The organism is Planktothrix rubescens CCAP 1459/22 (assembly GCA_904830895.1).
GTDB classification, from domain to species: Bacteria; Cyanobacteriota; Cyanobacteriia; order Cyanobacteriales; family Microcoleaceae; genus Planktothrix; species Planktothrix agardhii.
The window spans coordinates 2,827,889-2,848,734 of record LR882958.1 but is presented as its reverse complement, the minus strand read 5'-3'; the positions used below and the strand labels follow the sequence as shown (position 1 = coordinate 2,848,734).

Here is a 20,846-nt window from a genome sequence, read left to right as displayed (position 1 = left end):
TCTTTAAAATATAATTTATATTCGGCTATAATATCCCTGGAGGGAATGGATTTGTGTTTCCTTGACAAACCCAAGCCGCCCAAAAACAGGGATGAGCTAATGGTTGAAAATTAGGAGAATTTTTAATATCATCTAATGTTAATGATCTGAGTTCAACTAATTCTGCTAGGATTTCTTCACCGATGGGAAATTGTTGTAATTCTTCAATTTTAACAGAACGAATATACTCTTGAGCTCTAATTAAAGCATCATACCGACCATAACCGGATTTTAATAAATCTAAGAATTTATCCATTAATAAAATACTGGATCTCGTCGGAACAGACCATAAACTCATGACTAAAGTTTTGCAACCGGAGACGGCAAATGCTCGACGTAATCCTAATACTCCCTCACCAATTTTAACATCTCCTAACCCACTTTCACAAGCAATTAATATTGTTAATTCATTTGCCCATAAATCTAATACGGCGACATCTTGGGCGAATAAAAATCCTTTCCCAGCTTCGGGGGGTAAATCTCCGCCAATTTTCCAAGTATTTGCCCCTGCTAAGGCTAAACCAGAACGCATGAGAGAGTTATCAATAGTAGGAGTAGAAAAGCGATCGCTACCCCCCCTAACCCCCCCTTGGTAATGGGGGGAACTAGAATTTGCTATTAGCTGTGTAGAAGTAGAATAAGTAGAATTAGAAATCAAAGAACCTCCGATCCCCTCCCTTGATAATGGGGGGCTAGGGGGGGTCAACTTCAGGGTTTGATCAACCATGATCTGAACAATAGGAATCAAATTCTGTAACCAAGTGGCTTTATTTGTCTCTCCTTGTTTATTCACACTATCAATAACCGTTTCTAGGCAATTAATCAGCGTTTGATTTAACAAATTGGGGTGATTTTGTAAAATTTCCTGTTCCTCTCCCTGGGGACACTGTAACAGCGATTCAATTAACTTAAAATAGGGATTATCCCCAGAGTTAAAATAACCGTGAGTAGCAATTAACAAAATATTAGGACAATTCACTCGACCGAACAAAGGTTCTAAAGCTTGTTGTTGCAAATAGGGTTTAACGCCTAATTTTTGGGCTACAGTTTCCGCTAATATTCCCGTTTCTGGAAGCGGATCAAAATATTCCCCACCCAAGCGTTTAATCACATCATTCGTAGTAAGCCCTTCAGGGCTTTCATCCCCATTCGTAGTAAGCCCTTCAGGGCTTTTCTGAGGGCTGAAGCCCTCACTACGAGATAAGTTAAAGTCAGGATCAGCCATAATAAAAGGAGGAGATGCAGGGCGTTCTGTTTCAATAGTTCCCCGGAGAATATCTCGCCCCGTACTCAAATAACTAATTTGATAACGATCAATTAATAGCCGCCCCTCCTCTGGTAAAATCCCAAAGGGAACGATACATAATTCATAATCTGGGGCAATAATTAAATGGGAATATTCGGCTAAATTCACCTGTTCTAAAATAGGATTATAAATCGCCTCTCGTAATTTCATCCCCGCTTCTTGATAAGATTTCTGTTGAGGAGGTTTTGCTTTTTGGCGTACCCCTAAATCTTTTAATCTCAGTTCAGATATCGTTTCTCGAAATACCTTAATTAACCGTTCAATGGGTTCCGCATCTCCTAATAAAATCATCTGCACTGCATCGGGTTGTTGAGCAGGTAAAACAAACGCCAAATATTGAGCAGGTTGCAATTTTTCGGCTTTAAAATCACAGACATCAAACCGCACAAACTCCACTAATGCAGAACCTTCGGGTAATGCCAACGCTACCGCCCGTCTATCGGTTTCTTGGTCTTGGAGTTGAATTTCTGGCACTTGGGAAGCGAGTTGTTTTTCGATTTGTTCACATTCCTGTTGTAATTCTGTGACTAATTTTTGATGTTCACGGCGGCGGAGGCGATACTGTTCTTGGGGTTCTTGGGGTTGGATAAAAGGCGGATCAAACATTAGATGGGTTAACTGTTATCGCAAGGATCGTAACCGTTGAAATTCTGGTTGCAGGTGGGAATAGCGTTCACTATAAATGGCAAAATTAAACGCAGCTAAGGCAGTGGCGGTGATACATTTACGTTGAAGAACAACATCTAAAGCGATTTTTACAACTTCAGGAGAGTCGGAAAAATAAGTTGAAATTAGAGAAAGAAAGTGATCAAACCGATATCTAATATTGTCGATATAAATGAGGCGATCGCGTTCTGAACTATAGGCAAAACTGGCACGCAAAAGGCGATCATCCATTGCGATCGCTTGCTGCATTAATGCTAAAGCTTCTGTTGGGCGATCGCTTTTAATCAATAAGATTGCTAAATTATTCAGACTTAATACAATATTAGGGTGGTCACCTTCAAACAGTCGTTGCAATATGGCTAAGGCTTGCTGTAGTAAAGGTTCAGCTTGACTCATCTTGCCTTGGGAATGGTAGAGTGCTGCTAAATTATTCAGGCTTTGTGCAACGTCAGGGTGGTCGCCTTCAAACAGTCGTTGCAACATGGCTAAGGCTTGCTGGTATAAAGGTTCAGCTTGACTCAGCTTGCCTTGGGAGTCGTAGAGTGCTGCTAAATTATTCAGGCTTTGTGCAATGTCAGGGTGGTCGCCTTCAAACAGTCGTTGCCGCATGGCTAAGGCTTGCTGGTATAAAGGTTCAGCTTGACTCAGCTTGCCTTGGGAGTCGTAGAGTGCTGCTAAATTATTCAGGCTTAATGCAATACTAGGGTGGTCGCCTTTAAACAGTCGTTGCCACATGGCTAAAGCTTGCTGGTATAAAGGTTCAGCTTGACTTAGCTTGCCTTGGGACTTGTAGAGTGCTGCTAAATTATTCAGGCTTGATGCAATATTAGGGTGGTCGCCTTGATAGACAGATTGTGCTAATTTTAAGGCTTGTTCTGCAAGAGTAACTGCTTGATTAAACTGACACTGTTGATAAAGTTGAAAAACTTGTGCGTTGAGTTGGTTCCATAATTCTTCGCTGTTGTGTTTCATCTTGCACCTAAATATTATTAAAGGTTAGGAAAGGTGATTAATGCTCTTAATTAGAAATAGAATAAGCTCACTCCGAATGATTTAAACAACCTGATATTCTGTATAAAATATCTGGGAGGTTGAACATTCCTCTAAATAACTTAACAATTCAAAGAGATGTTCATGATCCAGTTCTAAGGCTTCCTTTTGACTTTCTGCTAACCAATTTAAAGACGGTTTATCGGGAGTAATAACCGCTAAAATTTGTTCTTGTCCCTCCTCTGTTGCGGTAAAAGCCGGATGAGGAGACGGGGGATATTGTGGTAAAGTAATCTCTCCTCCTTTCACCTGAAATTCTGGAGCATATTCCGAGGGACACACACAACACATGACCCCCGATGGTTCCCGTTCTAATAATATCAAATGTCCGGGTTGATCTAAATTAACTTTAAACAAAATATCACTATTCAGGGGAACTTTATCGAGAAAGGGTTTTTGATGTCGCATTCCCAAATTTCCCACAGACCCTGCTGAAACTGGCCCAACTTTATTCCTAGCCGTTGTTTTTGTTTTTAATTGCTTCCAAAGAGTTTGTTTTAACCATTGAGGATAAACGGTTTTTTCTAACCACTGTTTAGCAATTGGACATTTATCTTTATGCGCCCCATTAAAATCACAACCTTTTTCTACCATTTTTTTCCAAATGGTTTTGCTGAGACAGTCCTTTAAAACGTTTTGATGATCAACATCAGAGTTATCCTTTTTTAAATTAGCTTCTAAAACATCAGCCAGATCATTATTTTCTAAATCTTGATTACTGCTGATAAATCGTTGAACAAATACTAATTGAGTTCTCTCGTTAAAATTCCATTCCTCGGCTATTTCTTCAAGGAATTGTTGTTCATTATCTTGATATTGGGTAGAAAGCATAAATTCCATCCATCTCCTGATTTTACAATATAGAAACCGGGTTTTTAGCAAAGACTCTGATTTTTCATCTAAACCCTGGGGAAAAACCCGGTTTCTGAACTCTCAGTTTACAACCTATAGAAACCGGGTTTTTAGCAAAGACTCTGATTTTTTATCTAAACCCTGGGGAAAAACCCGGTTTCTAAACTTTTTAGCAAAGACTCTGATTTTTTATCTAAACCCTGGGGAAAAACCCGGTTTCTAAACTCTCAATATAGAGCATATTTTAAAATTAATCAATAGGTTTAATTGATTATTCTATTTGATTCTAGTTCGTTCTATTTGAGTCTAGTTAATTCTATTAATTCTAGCTTTCTACTTAACTCTATTTCCTTCGATTTACAGGTCAGTTTAAAACGAATAAATTAGGGATATAGACCACTTGAGGACAAAACAATGCTTCTGAAAAAAGCCCCTAAAAAACTAACCCTAGATTCCTTTACCCTTAAAACGTGCTGTGATGAAACTTGGTGGAATCCTGCCTCTAAACTGTTGGAAAATCCCAAAATTATGAGATGGGTTTTAGCAGGCGCACTGTCTCCCGAACAGGCACAAAACGATTTGCAACAGTGGCAGAAACAGTGGCAAAAATACGGCTATGGTAACTATTTTGTTACCGATAAACAGGAAAAAACCTTGTTAGGTTTTATCAAAATTTACAATAGCCCCAGATCAGAGTTTCCCCAAATTGGTTATGCCGTTGATACTCCCTATCAAGGTCGTGGGTTAGGGACAAAATTTGCTAAAACCGCCATTGATATTGCCTTTGAAATCTTAAACCAACCCCAATTATCAGCTTATGCACGAGTTCAAAACCACCCTTCACGGCGAATTTTAGAAAAAGTGGGTTTTCGCTGCGACAACGATAATTTGTGGTTTGATAATCGGGACTATTGCCAATATAGCTTGACTCAAGAACGCTATTTCCAAATGTTAGGAATTCGTCAAGCATCTTAACTTAACCCATTGGGGGATATTTCAACCTATCCCCCTTTTTCAATGATTAATTTAGAGGAAAAAAATTATGTCTTGCAATTTGAACAATAATTATCACTGTAGTCCTTCCCCCTGTTCTCAAAACAGAACTTGCCCCTATTCCTATCCTTGCCCTCAACGAGATTATAGCTATAATCAAGATTGGGGTAATCTATTCTGGTTAGTTCTGAGTTTAGTGTTAATGGTTTGGACAGTTAATGCTATTGTAGAAGTACGTTATTCTGGATCAAAATCTGATTCTGAGTTACAACTTGAGTATGTTGATAGCAATAATCCCTAACGCAGAAACTCGGTTTTTTGAATAATACCATCGCTAATTTTTCTAATCGTAGGATGGGTGACACCAGAAAGACAATTATCTCAATATCTATTCTGATGTTGTCGCCCATCCTATACAGTGGAATTAGGTCTAAGAATGCGGTGCATATCTAAACTGGGGGGTTTAACAATAGTTTGGGTTAACATATCGTGAATTTGTCCGCGATGATGGGTTTGATGGTTGAAAAAGTGCATGATTAATATATCAATTGGATCATCATGAATATTTCCAGCACTATTACAATAACGAATGGTTTGATCAAATCGAGTTTGGTCAAATTGTTGAAAAAAATCTTCAATTTTAGTATCTTCAATTTGACGATTTTCCCATAGTTGATCAAAATCTTCATAGAGAATTGTATCCAAACCTGTCGAGGTCATTTCACTTCCTGAAAACCTGGTCATCCAGATGCGATCGCCGACCATAATATGATTTAATGTGTTATGAATACTCTGAAAAAAAGCAGGTCTAATTTGTTTACGTTCTGCATCGGTTAATTCTGCACAGGCTGAATATATTCGTTGATTTGCTAAGATATTATAACGAGCTAAAAGTTGAAAATGGGCAATTAAAGGATGAGTCATAGGATTGAGTATTTTTTAATTAAACAGAGTCAAAAATATTTTATATGGCAGTGATCTTGATCACATTTATTGCACCATAAAATCACAAATAAACTCTACCTAAATCACAAATCTTACTCTTAGGAATCACAAGTAAAGCTGATGTAAAATCACGTCCATTATATAAAAAATCTGTAAAGATTAAACTATTGGGTTAAGATAAATATTTATGGTTCCTAAAGTTCAACTCTTACAATCTGCCCTGGGTGATTTATTCGCTCAAGTGAACGCCACAGGTCATTTAACCCTTGCGGATCGTTATGGACTGATGGCAGCGATTTTAGATGAATCTCTCTCAGAAGAAGAAAGACGCTGTGTAGATCGATTACTCAGAGGAGTCTCTCGCGGAAAAATTAAAATTGTGGATGAATTCTCTAATTTACGATAATTAACATTTTCCTTTTTGTCCATCGGGCATAATTGCCCCACAGAAATTAGTTCCTTGTAATTTAGCATTATTCAGGTTAGCATTTAATAAATTAGCATTATTAAATTGAGCATCTTCTAAAAATGCTTGATAAAGATCAGACCAAGACAGGTCAGCATCCTCTAAATTAGCCTTTATTAAAGTGGTGCTATGGAGTTTTGTATCGCGTAAATCTGCCCCTGATAAATCCGCTTCGATTAAATTAGCTGAACTTAAATCAGCACCTTTTAAATTAGCTCCTCTCAGGTTGGCTTTTTGCAAATTTGCTCCTAATAAATCCGCCCCTTCTAACTTTGCATCTGCCAAATTAGCCTGACTCAAATCACATTGTTGACATTGATTGGTACTGATTAATCTTTCTACATCCCTTTGGCGTTCTGCTAAAACCGGAAATCCCACCCCTAAACTAATTAAACCCGTAACAATTATTAATCGCAATTGGGCTTTTCTCCCAGAAGTATTAGTATCGTTTTTTAGCCCTTGAAATAATCGGAAATTGATAATTCTCATAACTTTTTAGGAAAACCAATTAACAAAAGTACCATTATTTGCTATTATAAGATATTGTTCTGTCATTTCTAAAGCTATGTCTGCGCCCGTTAGCGCCCCTGTGATTACCTCCTTTCCATTAACCGCAGTGATTGGACAAGGTGCCATTAAGCTGGCTCTCTTACTTGCGGCGGTTGACCCTGGTTTGGGTGGTGTTGTGATTGCCGGAAGACGGGGAACGGCTAAATCCGTTATGGCGAGGGCATTACACGCTTTATTGCCCCCGATAGAAATTGTTAAAGGATCAATTGCTAACGCCGAGCCCTTTGATCAGACTCAACCTACCGAAATTGTCCCCACAGCCTTTGTGCAAATTCCGTTAGGGATCACCGAAGATAGATTAGTGGGTTCGGTGGATTTAGAACAGTCCGTTAAACAGGGACAAACCGTATTTCAACCCGGACTTTTAGCTACAGCGAACCGAGGGGTTTTATATGTGGATGAAATTAATTTGTTAGATGATAATATTTCTAATTTATTATTAACAGTTCTAACCGAAGGCCGGAATTTAATTGAACGGGAAGGCATTAGTTTTGAACATCCCTGTAAACCTTTATTTATCGCCACATTTAACCCGGAAGAAGGTTCTTTAAGAGATCATTTATTAGATAGAATTGCGATCGCCCTATCCGCCGATGGGGTTCTGAGTTTAGATGAACGGGTGCAAGCAGTAGATCAAGTGATGGATTATGCGAAATCACCCCAGGATTTCTTAACTCAATATAACCAAGAATTAGATGATCTAAAAACCCAGATTATTTTAGCCCGGGAATGGTTAAAAGATGTGATTATTACCCCGGAACAAATCTTATATTTAGTTCAAGAAGCGCTGCGGGGCGGTGTCATGGGTCATCGGGCGGAATTATTTGCCGTGCGAGTGGCTAAAGCCTCCGCCGCCTTGGAAGGACGCACTACCGTCAACGCCGATGATTTACGTCGGGCGGTGGAATTAGTTATTGTTCCCCGGGCCAAAATTATGCCACCTCCCGAAGAACAACAGCAACAGCAACCGCCTCCACCCCCACCGCCTCAAGATCAGTCCCCCGAAGATCAGGAGGAGGAAGAAGACGAGGACGAGGACGACGAGGAAGACCAGCCCGAAGAAGAAGAAGCCACTATCCCCGAAGAATTTATTTTTGACCCGGAAGGCGTGCTCCTGGATGATAGCGTCTTGTATTTTACCCAAATGGCGAACCGTCAAGGGAAATCTGGCAGCCGCAGCGTGATTTTTTCCGATGACAGGGGGCGGTACATTAAGCCCGTTTTACCCAAGGGGAAAGTCCAAAGAATTGCCGTTGATGCCACGTTACGCGCAGCCGCACCCTATCAACAGGCCCGACGTCTACGGGAACCGGGGCGGAAAGTGATTGTGGAACAGGGGGATATTCGCGCCAAACGGTTGGCCCGCAAGTCCGGGGCGTTAGTAGTATTTGTAGTGGATGCGTCGGGTTCAATGGCCCTAAACCGGATGCAGTCGGCTAAGGGGGCTGTGTTACAACTGTTGACGGAAGCCTACCAAAGTCGAGATCAGGTGTCCTTGATTCCCTTCCGAGGGGAACAGGCGGAGGTGTTGTTACCGCCGACCCGTTCGATTGCTGCGGCCCGAAAACGGCTGGAACGCTTACCCTGTGGGGGTGGGTCGCCCTTAGCCCATGGGTTAACGCAGGCGGTGAGAGTCGGGGTGAATGCTAAACAGTCGGGGGATATTGGTCAGGTGGTGATTGTGGCCATTACCGACGGACGGGGGAATATTTCTTTATCTCGGTCTTTGGGAGAGCCCCAAATTGAAGGAGAAAAGCCGGATATTAAGAAAGAAATATTAGAAATTGCTGCAAAAATTCGCGGGTTAAAGATGCAATTGTTAGTGATTGATACCGAAAGTAAATTCATTTCTACCGGGTTTGCGAAGGAGTTAGCAAAAACGGCTGGGGGGAAATATTATCACCTTCCTAAAGCAACGGATCAAGCGATCGCCGCCATGACCCAAAATGCTTTAAGAGATGCGATCGGTTCTTAAAGTGGCATAATGGTAGAAATGCTAGGAAATACTGCTTAAGTGTGTATTGAGGAACGTCTCAGGTCAAATGCTCAATTGATTCGAGAACAATATCTGAATAAACCCTTTCCTAAAAATAATGTTGCTATTATTGAAGTTCATCTGGCTGATCAGATATCTTTGAGTGTCGGTGCAACATCTAAATCTAAAGCCAAGAGTCCAGTTCCCAAACCTAAACCTAAATCAAAAGGAGGTCAATTTAAACCGATTGTTGATTCTTATTCCGGTTATCTCATGGATACGGATGCTGAATATAAAGCTCTTTCAGCCCTAGCAGAAACTTTAGAAATGTTTGATAATCCCCAAATTGAGGGAAAACTTTATTTATATAGTGAAAGAAATCCCTGTGAGAGTTGCCAGGGCGTGATTACACAGTTTAAACAAAAGTTTCCCAATCTTGAAATCACCTTGTTTTGGGATTTTCCTTATCCACCCTGATCTTAACAGGAGAAATCATTTATGACAGGATTAGTTTCTGTTTATCCAGAATTTAAACTGAGTTATTCTGCACAAATTCCCGAACAATTGCGTGATTTAATTTATAGTGTTTGGCAATATCGCTATCAAGAACTGTATGAAGATCATGCAGATGCACCTGTTTCTCTTGAACAAAGTTGTGAAAATATTCTTGATCATTTGATCAGTTATAATTCTAATTCATCCTATCTATATTTGATGTGGATGGGTTTAATTTTAGGATCATCGGTTCAACCGACTCTAACAGCTTATTTGCCAAATGATCCTAGATCTGAACTAATTTTAAATTTAGCTTTATCTCATTTTATAAGAACAAAAAATCAAATTAAATATTATAAAAATTTTAATTTTAAAGAAAACATTGAATTTTACCCCAATATTAATCAATTTCATAAACAGCTATTTTCTCAACTATCAGAAGGAACACAAGCACTGGATGAAGCGTTAGATGTATTTCAAAATTTGCTAAAATTAATTGATCCTTATCAAGCAAAAACAGCTATTTTAGAAATATTAGACGATTGTTTGGAAGGCTATGCAATTTTTCCGGGTTCACAACACAGACGAGATTTATTTAACTGGTGGCTTTTAGATGTAGTTCCGGCGATATGGTGTTTTAAATGTCCTAAAAAAATCTACACAATTAAGGGATTAAAACGGTTTAGCTCGGAGCAATTTTTTGAAATCTAATTATTAGCATCTCAAATAAACAAACACGAACCGCATTTAATCGAGGCGGTTTAGTCAGTTATAAAAAAGCAAAAATTATCGAGTTAAACAGGGATTAATATTGTTAGCCTCTAAAATAATCTAAAAATCTTGACTTCAATATTTTGATTCTGTCTCGTAACAGTTATAATCATTGGTTGAACATGAATAACCCAGATTCAGAATTTTTCATCAATTGTACCTATGTCCAGAACCATTATATTGCGCCTTCGCCACTTCCATCAACTGATCTTAGCATTGGCAATTGCTCTATTGGTAATCAGCTTGAATGCGAGTATCCCCCCAACCCTAGCAGAACAGCCATTACCCAGTGATATTAACCCGGTAACTTCCGTGATTCGGGTGGGAAATATGATTTCTGAACCCGTACATATTGATGGAGAGGAACTGTTTCGAGTTGCATCCAATATTCTCCTTGACACTGATAAAAAAGATAACAATATTTCCATTAAACAACGAGCAAAATTAATTGAAAATGAGTTAGATGCAATTTTAGATAATCAACTGTATGGGGGATTATTTGCTAAAGGTTTTGAACCCAATACATTGACCCTAACGGTAAAAAAAGAAAAAGAAAATATCGTCATTTTTGCGTCCGATCAGGATGAACTTCGAGAACGAGCAATTATGACCGTTACGCCTATTGATGCGGAATTCAATGGTTATTCCCCTGATATCTGGGCTAAAAAATTAACTATTCTGATCAAGAAAGCTTTAATGAAAGGCTATGAACAACGCCAACCTGCCTATTTATATCAAGGGAGTTTATGGGTATTGGGTATAATTTTAGTCTCCAGTATATTGAGTTTTGGAGTTCATATACTTCAAAAACGGTTATATCAACAAAAACTGATTCTCATTCAGCAAAAACCGGAATTTAATATAGCAGAAAATAGCCACAATAGTGACCCTAATGATCTCAATAATCAGGCGCAAATTCATGAAGCTACTGAACAACAGCAACGTTGGGATAAAAAACTCAGTAACAATCAATATCGACGTCTTGTTTTAAAACTGGTTCAACTTTTAATTTGGGTGTGGGTTCTCTGGAAAATTACCAAATTTTTTCCTCAGACTCGATTCTTATCTGTTTGGTTGAGTCACGATCCATTTGTTCTATTAATCATTTTCCTGTTTGTGCTGTTGGCAATTCGCATCAGTACCTTAGCAATTGACGCTTTCTTACAATCGCTTCAAGATCACTATAACCTTAACCAAATTGCTCTTAATCGACAAGAATTACGCTTTGTAACTTATGGTATTGTTTTAAAAGGAGTTAGCAAAGTTATCTGGATTATTCTAGGTTTGATTGTCGCTTTAGATAGTCTAGAAATTCCTGTTGCGCCAGTTGTAGCGGGTGTTGGGATTATTGGTATAGCTCTCTCCTTTGGTTCTCAAAATTTGATTCGAGATGTCTTGAATGGAATTTTTATTCTGTTAGAAGATCACTATTCTGTAGGAGATTATATTGCGGTTGGTGATACATCAGGCTATGTAGAATATATGAACTTACGCATTACTCAAGTTCGAGGAAAAGAAGGACGGTTAACAACACTTACAAATGGGAGTATTAATATTGTTCATAATCAAACGAAAGAATGGGCAAGAATTGATTTTAAAACAACTATTACTTATGATTCAAATATTGATTTGGCATTGGATGTGATGCAAAAAGTAATTGAGGAAATGTTCCAGGAAACCGACTGGAAAAAGTCGATTTTAACCCCCGTTATGTCCAGTGGTGTTAGTGATATTCTCGATACGGGAGTTGAATTAGAAATCCGAATTAAAACCAGTCCTGGTACACAGTGGAAAATCGCTCGCGAATATCGTCGCCGATTAAAACTTGCTTTTGATCAACAAGAAATTAAATTTGGTAGATTTGAACAAACTGTATTTCTCCCGGAAGTTTCTCAATTGCTGAGTCGGCAAATTATTAATCAGTAAACTCAGAATATTTCTTAGTAAAATTGAGTTTAAACACTGTTATTGCTAGAAAATAGAAGTCGTAAAGTTCTCTCTATATCAATCTAACTGATGACTGATAAATAAGGTGTAGTTTTTAACAGCTTTGGGTTCGGAGGGAACACCTTTTTTGATTAAAATTACTCCATCTCTAAAATCAATAATCCCGTATTCTTTATTAGAGGTTAATTGTTCAATCCGTTGAGTGATTTCTTTTAAGGCATCGCGATCGCCTGAAAATGCAATACCATATTTTTTTAATTGCCATAAATCCGCTAGAATATAGTCAACAGAAATTACCTCTCCCGCATCATTTCTTAACTGATATAATGGAAACCTTAATATTTCTCGGCGACTGGATAAATGCGGTACAATATAAGTCGTGGTGGCAACACTGGCATCGGCAGGAATTGCATCTATTAACGGTCTAAATTGGGCAACGTGCGACCATTGAGTGGTGACGGGAATATAAACCCAAGGATCAACCGAATCGGGAATAATAAAATAGAGGCTACGATGGGGATTGGATGTGAAACTAAAGAATAATGATAACCCAATACAAAATAACCAAAATCGACGGAATTTAACCGAGGGTAAAGCCACCTTTGCTCCCGAAATTTCTCCTGATTCGGGGTTTAATTGCAGGTCAGACTGTTCTTGTAACTGTTTTTGTCGATTTGACCACCATAAAATTGTGCCATAAAACAACCCAGGAACCACCGTTAAGGCATAACGAATCGTAATTGATAATACCGATTCTCCCTTTGCCATAAATAGTTTTAATAAAGGAAAACCCGCTATCATCCAAGACGCTGGAGCGATCGCCGGAATAAAAGCCAAGGGCAACCATTGACCTAATAAATATTTTAATGTTCCACCAAAAGGAGTAAAAATTTCCATAATTAATCTGCCGGGATTACTAATAATTCCCCAAATAATTTCTAAGGTTGAGGCTTTATCTCCATCGGCATATTGACCAAACCTTTCCATCATAAACCGTTCGGAAATATCAGCCGAAAATAAGGGCATAATCAAATTAGTTAGGGCTAAAATATAACCAAAACTAAGAATACAAACCATCACACCTTGAATTGGATGACGTTTACTCAAAATTAGGTAAACCCCAACCCCAAATAAAATAACCCCCGAATCCTCCCGCACCATTAAAATTAAAACCGCACAGATCCAAAATAGCCACCACCAGCGTTTTTCCATCGCTAGTAGCGCAGTAAACATAAATAATGGAATTTGACAGATATCATGGAAATTGCTTAAGGTGGGGCCAATAACCGCATTAGCCGCATAAAAACTGACACTGATTAAAGCAGCTAAGGGGGGTTCCAAATGCTGACGAGCTAGGAGATAAAGCACCAGTCCCGCGAGGGTAATTAATGTTACCTGTAATACCGAGAGGGTAACGGGGGAAGGAAACAGGGCGTAAAGAGGTAACCAAAGTAATAAAGCTGGGGTAAAATGCTGTCCTAAACGATGGTAACTAACGCTGGGAAACTCCCCCTGGTGGACAACATTGGTGGATAGGGCGGAAGACAGAGAACTTTGAAATAACCGCCCGTGTGCGCCATTCCAAAACACTTGATTAAAAATGCCTTGGTCATAGGAGGCATAAAAACTAAAGTAACGGTGTAGAGTTAGGCTTAAACAAATGATAAAAAATGCGATCGCAACTCCTACGACCAATCTCAACGACGAATTTTTCTGCCAGTTTTGCCCGCTTAGGAACATTTGGGATCTACCTAAATTTTTTCAACAGCTATCACCCCATACACTCAACAGAGGTGAGGGAGGCCAAATCACAATCACGCAATAGTCTACCATTCTCTCTCGGCTTTCCAGTTTCCCTGATTCAAAAAAATCAAATCTAAAGAAGATGTTAAATTAAACTATAAATAAATGCAGTTGCCCATGTACTATCCTTCTTCGTTCAGAGACAGTGAAAATAGTTTACCGCACCTGCTCAAAACCCATGAAATGCAGGCTTTTCCAGAAAAACAGTCCTTGTCCCCAGAAGTCCCCTTACAACTTCTTTTATTTGTTGATCAGCGTCCTAGCTCCCAAGATCGAATTCGGCGAATTCGTGATTTCCTAGAGGAGTTAAAGACTCAGAATGAATTTGAACTTCAGATTATTGATGTCGGTGAACAGCCCTATTTGGCTGAACATTTTAAGCTGATGGCCACACCCACCCTAATCAAAATCCACCCCGAACCTCGACAGGTTCTCGCCGGAAGTGATTTAGTGGCTCAACTGGAACACTGGTGGCCCCGTTGGAAACAAACGACGGAGTTATTGGAGTTAAATGAACAAAATTCAGGTGCCCCCGCTACTCATGCAGCTAATTCGGTGGCCCATGTTGCTGAATTAATTCAACTCAGTGATCAGATATTTCACCTCCAACAAGAAAAGGAACTTTTACAACAACAATTACAGTTTAAAGATCGAATTATAGAAATTTTAGCCCATGATTTGCGGAGTCCTTTAACAGCGACTTCCCTAGCCATGGAAACGTTATCTTCAGATCAAATTACTCCCGCTTTGAAAGTGCGTTTGATTCAACAAGCTCGCGCTCAAATTCATATTATTGATCGGATGATTACGGATATTTTAGAAACATCAAATAGTCCTAATATTCGTTTACAAATTCAACCAAATCAGTTAGAATTAACGGTATTTCTACATCAAATTTTAGCGCAGTTAGACTCACAATTTCAGTCTAAATCGTTGAATCTGAAAACAGATATTCCCCATGATACCCCTTGGGTTTATGCCGATCCAGAACGGATTAGGCAAGTGATTGTTAATTTATTAGATAATGCAATTAAATATACTCCCCGAGGTGGAACCCTAGAAGTGATTGTGTTACACCGCACCAGTCAAAAAGTACAGGTGAGTATTGCCGATAGTGGGCCAGGAATTCCCCAAGAAAACCGCGATCGCATTTTTCAAGAAGGTTTTCGCCTCGCCCGGGATCAAGCTCAAGATGGTTATGGTATTGGTTTATCGTTGTGTAAAAAAATTATTGTCGCCCACTACGGAAATATCTGGGTCGATTCTAATTCAACCCGAGGCAGTTGTTTTCACTTTACCTTACCGGTTTATAATTAGATATCTCCAAAGCGGTATTGCTCTATTTTTTCATTTTTAACTTTCGGATTGAGAGATAGCCAGTAATTTCTCCCAATTTACCCCCATTATTACCTTTCTTATTGTTGAATAAGGTGGCATTTTAGCTGGAGCAATATTGAAAGTTTTATTCAAACTTTGATGGTTAGTCTTTACAAAATATCCGATTTCTCGATATCCTTGATATCAAGATATTTGCGCTAGTATCACTACGAATAATACCCACCATATCGGATATATTTCCCCTTGAGATTTTTGGAAATCCTTGACTTTTTTCAGATATTATATTAGACTGTTCATCATTGTTTTTTTATGAAAGAATGCGCTCGCCCCCGATTTTATCATCAAGCGGTCGCTCTTTCTTTACTATTTCACTCCCGATTTTGAAACAGCCCTGGAGGTTAGGGGGGTGGGGTTATGAAATCAACATAATTGTTAGTAGTTTAGGAAGAATTATGGAAACATTAAAAGGACGGGATTTTTTAAGTTTGGCGGATGTGAGTATTGATGAACTCTATTTCTTATTAGATTTGGCGACAAAATTAAAATCAGGAATGGTCAAATTGCGTCGCAATAAAGTATTAGGATTAATATTTTCTAAAGCTTCAACCCGAACTCGGGTTAGTTTTACCGTTGCCATGTATCAATTGGGGGGTCAAGTGATTGATTTAAACCCGAATGTTACCCAAGTAAGTCGCGGAGAACCATTAATAGATACGGCTAGGGTATTAGATCGATATTTGGATATTACCGCAATTCGTACTTTTGAACAAAAGGATTTAGAAACCTTTGCTAATTATGCGGAAATTCCAGTAATTAATGCTTTAACAGATCGAGAACATCCCTGTCAAGTTTTAGCGGATTTAATGACAGTTCAAGAATGTTTTGGAACCTTAGAAGGTTTAACTTTAAGTTATTTTGGCGATGGGGCTAATAATATGGCTCATTCCTTATTATTAGGCTGTGCCATGGTGGGAATGAACGTTAGAATTGCTACCCCGGCTAACTATTTACCCGATGCAGATATTGTTGAACAAGCCAAAGATATTGCTAAGGGAAAAACCGAGGTAATTGTTACCGAAGATCCTATTAAAGCGGCAAAAGATGCAAATGTTGTTTATACAGATGTTTGGGCAAGTATGGGACAGGAAGAAGAAGCCAGAGCTAGAATTCCTCTGTTTCAACCCTATCAAGTTAATAGTAAATTAATCGAAAAAACCGCCGATAATTCAATTGTTTTGCATTGTTTACCCGCCCACCGAGATGAGGAAATTACCGATGAAGTCATCGAGGGATCTCGTTCAAAAGTTTGGGATGAAGCGGAAAACAGAATGCACGTTCAAAAAGCATTATTAGCCGTATTATTAGGAGATGATTAACCTTTAAATTCTGAAAAAATAAGCGATCGCATTTTCTTAAAGCCCTCCTTATCAAAGGGTTTGGAGGGATCTCCACTTATATTACCCAAAGAAGATCCCCCCTAGCCCCATTAAAAAAGGGGGACAAGATGTTAGTAGGAATTATAAGTTAAGTTGAGGGGGGAATAAGATGTTGATGGTAATTTGTGTTAAAGAGAGCGATCGCTTACCTGTTTCTTAATCCTTAATTGCCTGCCTTAATCTCACCAAACGCCTTTGTCTACTATCATTTTCCAACTGCATCGTAATGTCTTCTAATTCCAGGGTCGCTGCTTCCATTGCTAAACGACTGCGGCGCAAATTAGCCAATAATCTCTTGGCTGTTTCAGGGTCAGGAATACGCGGTTGGCTATTCATGGCAAATTCCACTCCGTTTTCACTTCTTGAATACTCCGTTCCATTGCCGGAATTTCCATCTGGATGCGTTCAATAGATTGGTTTACTAAGTTTAGCATATCAGCCGAAATCGTGGGTTGAGACTCAGCTATGCGTAACTGAAAATTAGACAACCGAGAAAACCAAGGTGCAGCACGTTCAGCCACACTTTTCAATTCATCCAGAAGTGGCATCGTATCACTCGTTTCTCCAAACAATTCAAACAGAGTCAATTCTCCTACTGTTGCTGCATCAATAATCTCTAGTAACTGGCGTTTTAAATTCCAGATAATTTCCGCAAGTTCGTTCGGAAATTTTGCCATATTTACACATTCCTCATAACTCCTTAATTATTGTAAGTCTAATTGTAACTTACTGATTGTTTTATTTACCGTTGAGAAAAGTAAATATGTATTTCTTTTTCTCAAATCAGAGCGATCATACTCCACTCTTATCCCCCCCCATTTTTAATGGGGTTTGGGGGGATCTCCACTTAGATTATCCGAAGAAGATCCCCCCTAGCCTCCCTTAAAAATGGGGGACAAGATGTTAGTAGGAATTATAAGTTAAGTTGAGGAGGGATAAGATGTTGATGGTAATTTGTGTTAAAGAGAGCGATCGCTTTTTGGGGATAGGAATGGCGATCACAATTAGGGGTAATTATTAGGATTTTCAACTCTCAAACCTTGCCTAGCTGCTGCTGCATTCAACTCGTTATCAGCAGATACGAAGCTGATGTAGCTCGAAAATTTCCAGCACTTCAAGCTGATTAAAGATTTGTTTGAGAATTACCTCTGACATAGTTATTTTGCTTTCTGCTAAGGCTTCTCTATCTATTATATCAATGTTTCCGTGCCATAGCTCGGCAGCGGAGGGCGATCGCTTTTTGGGAATAGGAGAGGCGATCGCATTTTCTTAAAGCCCCCCTTCTCAATGGGGATTTGGGGGGATCAACCCCTAGCCCCCCTTTCGGTGAGCATTTTTGTTCACTCTTTACCCATGATGCGGACAAAAGGACTTGAACCTTCACATCTTTACGATACTAGAACCTAAATCTAGCGCGTCTACCAATTCCGCCATGTCCGCGTTTATTGTTCAACTTTTTATCGTAGCACAGATCCGCAGAATTGAACACTAATAATTTGATTTCATCCGATCAGCTACTGCTTCAATAGCTTGCAGAAGTTGGGTATTATTCCAACCCAGCGCCAGATCAGCAGCGATCGCAGCCCCTCCAGCCCCCACCCCTTCCTTAACATAACCCTGTTCATAGGCCCGCAGTTGCGGATAAACCGAGGTAGAAAAATTAAGTTGCGTGGCTAATAGGGGGACATTTCCCACCATTTCCGCTAAACCAACCGTGTCCCCCGTGGTATCTTCAGCCACCCAACGGGTCGTTCCCACCACCACCCGATCAGCACCCCAAGGAATATCATATTGAGTCGCGATCGCCTCTACCAAACCATAAACCGCTAACATCTGAGTTCCACCCGCTAACAGCACCCCTACGGTACGACTAGCCGCCAAAGTCATCCCCGCCACCACAATTTGCATCGGATCACCCACCGCGGCCACCAACTCGAACGGATCAATCCCGATTCCCGATAACGGCCAAAACCCGGCTTGCTGTAATCCCGTGGTGGCGATCGCTAATTTTTGGCCATGATTGCAACGGGGATGACTACTATTCACCTTATCCATGGCAGAAATTCCCAAACCCAGCAACACCGCTAAGGCCGTAGTGGTTCCCCCCACCACGCATTCCGATAAAATTAGATAACTATTTTGGGCATCCCGCGCCATCCGTTCACCCCAAATTAACCCCTGCTCAAACAGATGCTTGACAGTCCCTAAAGTCATGGCCGCACCGGATGTTATACATCGGGCTGCACCCCCCCCCAAATCAATCGTAGGAACCGAAGGAGCAACGGATAATCCGGCATTAAACAGATACAAAGGACATTTTAAGGATTCCACCACAGCCCGGGAAATTAACACCGGAGAAGCTCCCGCATCCAGTGGCGGTAAGGGATACTGGGGAAGGGGTTGGGGCCCATTATGAAGAAACTCAGCATCCGCAACGGCCGTATATTGTCGGGAGTCGCTGGTAGCTCCAGCGGCGGAAATCCCTGGAATTAAGGCCGTTGCTGTAAATCCCAACACACAAGCAAACACAGGTTTAGTCCCGTGATAGTGATGTAACCACCGATTCCCCTCAGCAAACTGGGTATAAACCTTAACAGCCATTTAACCTTCGTAATCTAATAAAACTTGTACCCATTTGGGCGGGCGAGGAATGGGACTATTGAGACGATCTAATAATAATAAAGAGACTAGATGAACCACAAATAAATAGACAATACTATTAATTAAAATCATCAGAACAGCAAGCACCTGCACAAAAACTAAACTGGGTTGAGCCAAAATCCCCAACTTAATAAAAATCCAGTCCGCCACCGCAGTCATTTGGATCGTGGCGTAGGCCCACAAATTCCGCCCTAGCAGGATGGAAAGTAACCAATATTTAAAGAAAAAACCAATAGCAACAATCAAAGAACCCGTCCCAATGGACATCCACCAAGGAGATTTGCGTTTCCACATTCCCCCTAAAACTACTCCTAACCAACCATAAGGAATTAAAAACACAATACTGCGAGTTGGCCCCATTAACACCGATAACAATAAAAATGAAGCTACCGCCCCCATAACCGCAGCCCGTTTTCCCCATCGTAAATATAATAAAGCCATCGGTAAGGCGAAAAACAGCCGCAGCACTGGCCCCATGGGAAAATAATAATTAACAAACCATATTAAACTTCCGGCACTGGCTAAAAAAGCCGTTTCTACTAGAATCAGGGAGTTTCTATGGGCATGGGATAGTTTCGCCAGATGACCCGAAGCTTCAGAACGTGGGATATCTGCATCAACAGATACCCATTCCTGAGTTTCAGATTCACAGGGGTTAACAGAGGAACTTGATGGAGAAGAATCACTCATTTAATAGGGAATGGGCAATGGGCAATGGGCAATAGTACCATTCAGACTAATATCCGTTCTAGGGCATGGACATCGGGAATACTCAAAATATCCCGTTCCCGATGAATTAATCCTTTTTTCTCTAACTTACTCAGAACCCGAGTTACGGTTTCCCGAGCCAGACCACTCAAACCACTTAACTCCCGATGGGGAAGATTAGGAATTTGTGTTCCGCCTTGATCTGAAGTTGTACCTTGGCCCTCTGCCAGAAATAGGAGAATATCGGCAACCCGGGATGTACTATCAGATTCGCGCAATCTCAGACGTCGATTCACCTGGCGTAAACGCCGTCCCATCAATTGAGCTAGTCGCATTCCCGCCTTGGGTTCGGTGGTAATCAACTCCACAAAATCCTGAGCCGGCATATTCCCAATTAAGGTTGGCGCTAATGTAATAACATCGGTGGAGCGGGGGACTTCATCGAGTGCTGCCATTTCTCCAAATAGTTCACCCTTACCCAAAATATTCAGCGTTACTTCTTTACCATCCAAATTATAGGTACGAATTTTAACCCAACCGTCCAGAATAAAATAAACGGAACTTCCCCAGTCATTTTCTAATAAAATCACTTGGTTGGCTGGATGGTTTCGACCCACAATATGAGAGGTTGCTTTATCCGCCGCATCCGGTGGCAAGCCTTGAAAGAAAGGCGTTGAGCAGATCATCTTGTGAATATCAGAGTGATTGTCACGGGAGAAATACCGATCTTCCATGAGGCTGTGATAAAATTATGAGTTAGTAATTACTAGGCAATTTCATATTTTAGAGCTATCAGGACATAAAAAAGTTAAAATGGTTTAGTTT

20 protein-coding genes and 1 tRNA gene are annotated in these 20,846 nt (G+C 40.1%); 9 read left to right on the top strand and 12 right to left on the bottom strand.

The genetic code is table 11. The features are described 5' to 3' along the window. Positions 1–25 precede the first annotated feature (25 nt). The 3 genes from NMG86_RS13345 to NMG86_RS13335 form a co-directional block, all read right to left on the bottom strand. Positions 26–1,951, bottom strand: coding sequence for a CHAT domain-containing protein (locus tag NMG86_RS13345; protein WP_026797836.1), 1,926 nt, complete (start codon positions 1,949–1,951; stop codon positions 26–28). Positions 1,952–1,966: 15 nt separating this feature from the next. Continuing rightward, on the bottom strand, positions 1,967–2,983 hold the full coding sequence (locus NMG86_RS13340) for a tetratricopeptide repeat protein (RefSeq protein WP_052338720.1): 1,017 nt from the start codon (positions 2,981–2,983) through the stop codon (positions 1,967–1,969). Between the two features lie 81 nt (positions 2,984–3,064). After that, complete coding sequence (locus NMG86_RS13335) at positions 3,065–3,892, bottom strand: DUF4384 domain-containing protein (RefSeq protein ID WP_158442156.1); 828 nt, start codon at positions 3,890–3,892, stop codon at positions 3,065–3,067. Positions 3,893–4,327: 435 nt separating this feature from the next. On the opposite strand from NMG86_RS13335, the gene NMG86_RS13330 reads away from it, so the two are divergent. Next, the gene (locus tag NMG86_RS13330; RefSeq protein ID WP_026797834.1) at positions 4,328–4,888 is read left to right on the top strand and encodes a GNAT family N-acetyltransferase; all 561 of its coding nucleotides are present in this window, start codon (positions 4,328–4,330) and stop codon (positions 4,886–4,888) included. Between the two features lie 67 nt (positions 4,889–4,955). Next, the gene (locus NMG86_RS13325; protein WP_026797833.1) at positions 4,956–5,207 is read left to right on the top strand and encodes a hypothetical protein; all 252 of its coding nucleotides are present in this window, start codon (positions 4,956–4,958) and stop codon (positions 5,205–5,207) included. A 110-nt stretch (positions 5,208–5,317) separates the two neighbouring features. On the opposite strand, the gene NMG86_RS13320 is transcribed toward NMG86_RS13325, so the two are convergent. Then, a complete protein-coding gene (locus NMG86_RS13320) occupies positions 5,318–5,830 on the bottom strand; it encodes a DinB family protein (protein ID WP_043938617.1) in 513 nt (170 codons plus the stop codon). A gap of 208 nt (positions 5,831–6,038) precedes the next feature. Here NMG86_RS13320 and NMG86_RS13315 point away from each other — a divergent pair, with 208 nt between their 5' ends. Further along, positions 6,039–6,257, top strand: a complete 219-nt coding sequence (locus NMG86_RS13315; protein WP_026786557.1) for a hypothetical protein — start codon at positions 6,039–6,041, stop codon at positions 6,255–6,257. Here NMG86_RS13315 and NMG86_RS13310 read toward each other — a convergent pair whose 3' ends face one another. Beyond that, positions 6,258–6,806 carry a pentapeptide repeat-containing protein gene (locus tag NMG86_RS13310; protein ID WP_233422972.1) on the bottom strand — a complete coding sequence of 183 codons (549 nt, stop codon included), beginning with the start codon at positions 6,804–6,806 and terminating at the stop codon, positions 6,258–6,260. A gap of 76 nt (positions 6,807–6,882) precedes the next feature. Here NMG86_RS13310 and bchD point away from each other — a divergent pair, with 76 nt between their 5' ends. The 4 genes from bchD (at position 6,883) to NMG86_RS13290 (ending at position 12,054) form a co-directional block, all read left to right on the top strand. Further along, positions 6,883–8,862, top strand: coding sequence for a magnesium chelatase ATPase subunit D (gene bchD, locus NMG86_RS13305; protein WP_026797831.1), 1,980 nt, complete (start codon positions 6,883–6,885; stop codon positions 8,860–8,862). A 39-nt stretch (positions 8,863–8,901) separates the two neighbouring features. Beyond that, positions 8,902–9,339, top strand: coding sequence for a deaminase domain-containing protein (locus tag NMG86_RS13300; protein ID WP_026797830.1), 438 nt, complete (start codon positions 8,902–8,904; stop codon positions 9,337–9,339). A gap of 21 nt (positions 9,340–9,360) precedes the next feature. Continuing rightward, positions 9,361–10,068, top strand: a complete 708-nt coding sequence (locus NMG86_RS13295) for a hypothetical protein (RefSeq protein ID WP_043938618.1) — start codon at positions 9,361–9,363, stop codon at positions 10,066–10,068. Positions 10,069–10,290: 222 nt separating this feature from the next. Then, complete coding sequence (locus NMG86_RS13290) at positions 10,291–12,054, top strand: mechanosensitive ion channel family protein (protein ID WP_026794094.1); 1,764 nt, start codon at positions 10,291–10,293, stop codon at positions 12,052–12,054. A 78-nt stretch (positions 12,055–12,132) separates the two neighbouring features. Here NMG86_RS13290 and NMG86_RS13285 read toward each other — a convergent pair whose 3' ends face one another. Further along, a complete protein-coding gene (locus NMG86_RS13285; protein WP_026798652.1) occupies positions 12,133–13,815 on the bottom strand; it encodes a DUF2079 domain-containing protein in 1,683 nt (560 codons plus the stop codon). Between the two features lie 246 nt (positions 13,816–14,061). Here NMG86_RS13285 and NMG86_RS13280 point away from each other — a divergent pair, with 246 nt between their 5' ends. Beyond that, positions 14,062–15,195 (top strand): histidine kinase, encoded by a 1,134-nt coding sequence (locus NMG86_RS13280; RefSeq protein WP_026786564.1) that lies wholly within the window; start codon positions 14,062–14,064, stop codon positions 15,193–15,195. 473 nt (positions 15,196–15,668) lie between these two features. After that, the gene (gene argF, locus NMG86_RS13275; protein ID WP_026786565.1) at positions 15,669–16,592 is read left to right on the top strand and encodes an ornithine carbamoyltransferase; all 924 of its coding nucleotides are present in this window, start codon (positions 15,669–15,671) and stop codon (positions 16,590–16,592) included. A gap of 216 nt (positions 16,593–16,808) precedes the next feature. On the opposite strand, the gene NMG86_RS13270 is transcribed toward argF, so the two are convergent. The 6 genes from NMG86_RS13270 to NMG86_RS13245 all read right to left on the bottom strand — a co-directional run bounded on the left by NMG86_RS13270 (position 16,809) and on the right by NMG86_RS13245 (position 20,755). After that, positions 16,809–16,988 carry a hypothetical protein gene (locus NMG86_RS13270; RefSeq protein WP_026786566.1) on the bottom strand — a complete coding sequence of 60 codons (180 nt, stop codon included), beginning with the start codon at positions 16,986–16,988 and terminating at the stop codon, positions 16,809–16,811. After that, entirely contained in the window at positions 16,985–17,329 is a 345-nt protein-coding gene (locus NMG86_RS13265) for a hypothetical protein (RefSeq protein ID WP_026797829.1), read from the bottom strand. The genes NMG86_RS13270 and NMG86_RS13265 overlap by 4 nt, the downstream gene beginning before the upstream one ends. 680 nt (positions 17,330–18,009) lie before the next feature. Continuing rightward, positions 18,010–18,092, bottom strand: a tRNA-Leu gene (locus NMG86_RS13260). A 48-nt stretch (positions 18,093–18,140) separates the two neighbouring features. Then, positions 18,141–19,253: a nicotinate mononucleotide-dependent phosphoribosyltransferase CobT gene (gene cobT, locus NMG86_RS13255; RefSeq protein ID WP_026797828.1), complete on the bottom strand. Its 1,113-nt coding sequence runs from the start codon at positions 19,251–19,253 to the stop codon at positions 18,141–18,143. Next, positions 19,254–20,003: a DUF2232 domain-containing protein gene (locus NMG86_RS13250; protein WP_026797827.1), complete on the bottom strand. Its 750-nt coding sequence runs from the start codon at positions 20,001–20,003 to the stop codon at positions 19,254–19,256. A gap of 41 nt (positions 20,004–20,044) precedes the next feature. Continuing rightward, positions 20,045–20,755 (bottom strand): Crp/Fnr family transcriptional regulator, encoded by a 711-nt coding sequence (locus NMG86_RS13245; RefSeq protein WP_026786569.1) that lies wholly within the window; start codon positions 20,753–20,755, stop codon positions 20,045–20,047. Positions 20,756–20,846: the final 91 nt, after the last annotated feature.

What these genes read in the sequence shown, in the direction of transcription:
- NMG86_RS13345 (WP_026797836.1), bottom strand. Translation starts at nt 1,951, where the DNA reads ATGTTTGATCCGCCTTTTATCCAACCCCAAGAACCCCAAGAACAGTAT.
- NMG86_RS13340 (WP_052338720.1), bottom strand. Translation starts at nt 2,983, where the DNA reads ATGAAACACAACAGCGAAGAATTATGGAACCAACTCAACGCACAAGTT.
- NMG86_RS13335 (WP_158442156.1), bottom strand. Translation starts at nt 3,892, where the DNA reads ATGCTTTCTACCCAATATCAAGATAATGAACAACAATTCCTTGAAGAA.
- NMG86_RS13330 (WP_026797834.1), top strand. Translation starts at nt 4,328, where the DNA reads ATGCTTCTGAAAAAAGCCCCTAAAAAACTAACCCTAGATTCCTTTACC.
- NMG86_RS13325 (WP_026797833.1), top strand. Translation starts at nt 4,956, where the DNA reads ATGTCTTGCAATTTGAACAATAATTATCACTGTAGTCCTTCCCCCTGT.
- NMG86_RS13320 (WP_043938617.1), bottom strand. Translation starts at nt 5,830, where the DNA reads ATGACTCATCCTTTAATTGCCCATTTTCAACTTTTAGCTCGTTATAAT.
- NMG86_RS13315 (WP_026786557.1), top strand. Translation starts at nt 6,039, where the DNA reads ATGGTTCCTAAAGTTCAACTCTTACAATCTGCCCTGGGTGATTTATTC.
- NMG86_RS13310 (WP_233422972.1), bottom strand. Translation starts at nt 6,806, where the DNA reads ATGAGAATTATCAATTTCCGATTATTTCAAGGGCTAAAAAACGATACT.
- bchD (WP_026797831.1), top strand. Translation starts at nt 6,883, where the DNA reads ATGTCTGCGCCCGTTAGCGCCCCTGTGATTACCTCCTTTCCATTAACC.
- NMG86_RS13295 (WP_043938618.1), top strand. Translation starts at nt 9,361, where the DNA reads ATGACAGGATTAGTTTCTGTTTATCCAGAATTTAAACTGAGTTATTCT.
- NMG86_RS13290 (WP_026794094.1), top strand. Translation starts at nt 10,291, where the DNA reads ATGTCCAGAACCATTATATTGCGCCTTCGCCACTTCCATCAACTGATC.
- NMG86_RS13285 (WP_026798652.1), bottom strand. Translation starts at nt 13,815, where the DNA reads ATGTTCCTAAGCGGGCAAAACTGGCAGAAAAATTCGTCGTTGAGATTG.
- NMG86_RS13280 (WP_026786564.1), top strand. Translation starts at nt 14,062, where the DNA reads ATGCAGGCTTTTCCAGAAAAACAGTCCTTGTCCCCAGAAGTCCCCTTA.
- argF (WP_026786565.1), top strand. Translation starts at nt 15,669, where the DNA reads ATGGAAACATTAAAAGGACGGGATTTTTTAAGTTTGGCGGATGTGAGT.
- NMG86_RS13270 (WP_026786566.1), bottom strand. Translation starts at nt 16,988, where the DNA reads ATGAATAGCCAACCGCGTATTCCTGACCCTGAAACAGCCAAGAGATTA.
- NMG86_RS13265 (WP_026797829.1), bottom strand. Translation starts at nt 17,329, where the DNA reads ATGGCAAAATTTCCGAACGAACTTGCGGAAATTATCTGGAATTTAAAA.
- cobT (WP_026797828.1), bottom strand. Translation starts at nt 19,253, where the DNA reads ATGGCTGTTAAGGTTTATACCCAGTTTGCTGAGGGGAATCGGTGGTTA.
- NMG86_RS13250 (WP_026797827.1), bottom strand. Translation starts at nt 20,003, where the DNA reads ATGAGTGATTCTTCTCCATCAAGTTCCTCTGTTAACCCCTGTGAATCT.
- NMG86_RS13245 (WP_026786569.1), bottom strand. Translation starts at nt 20,755, where the DNA reads ATGGAAGATCGGTATTTCTCCCGTGACAATCACTCTGATATTCACAAG.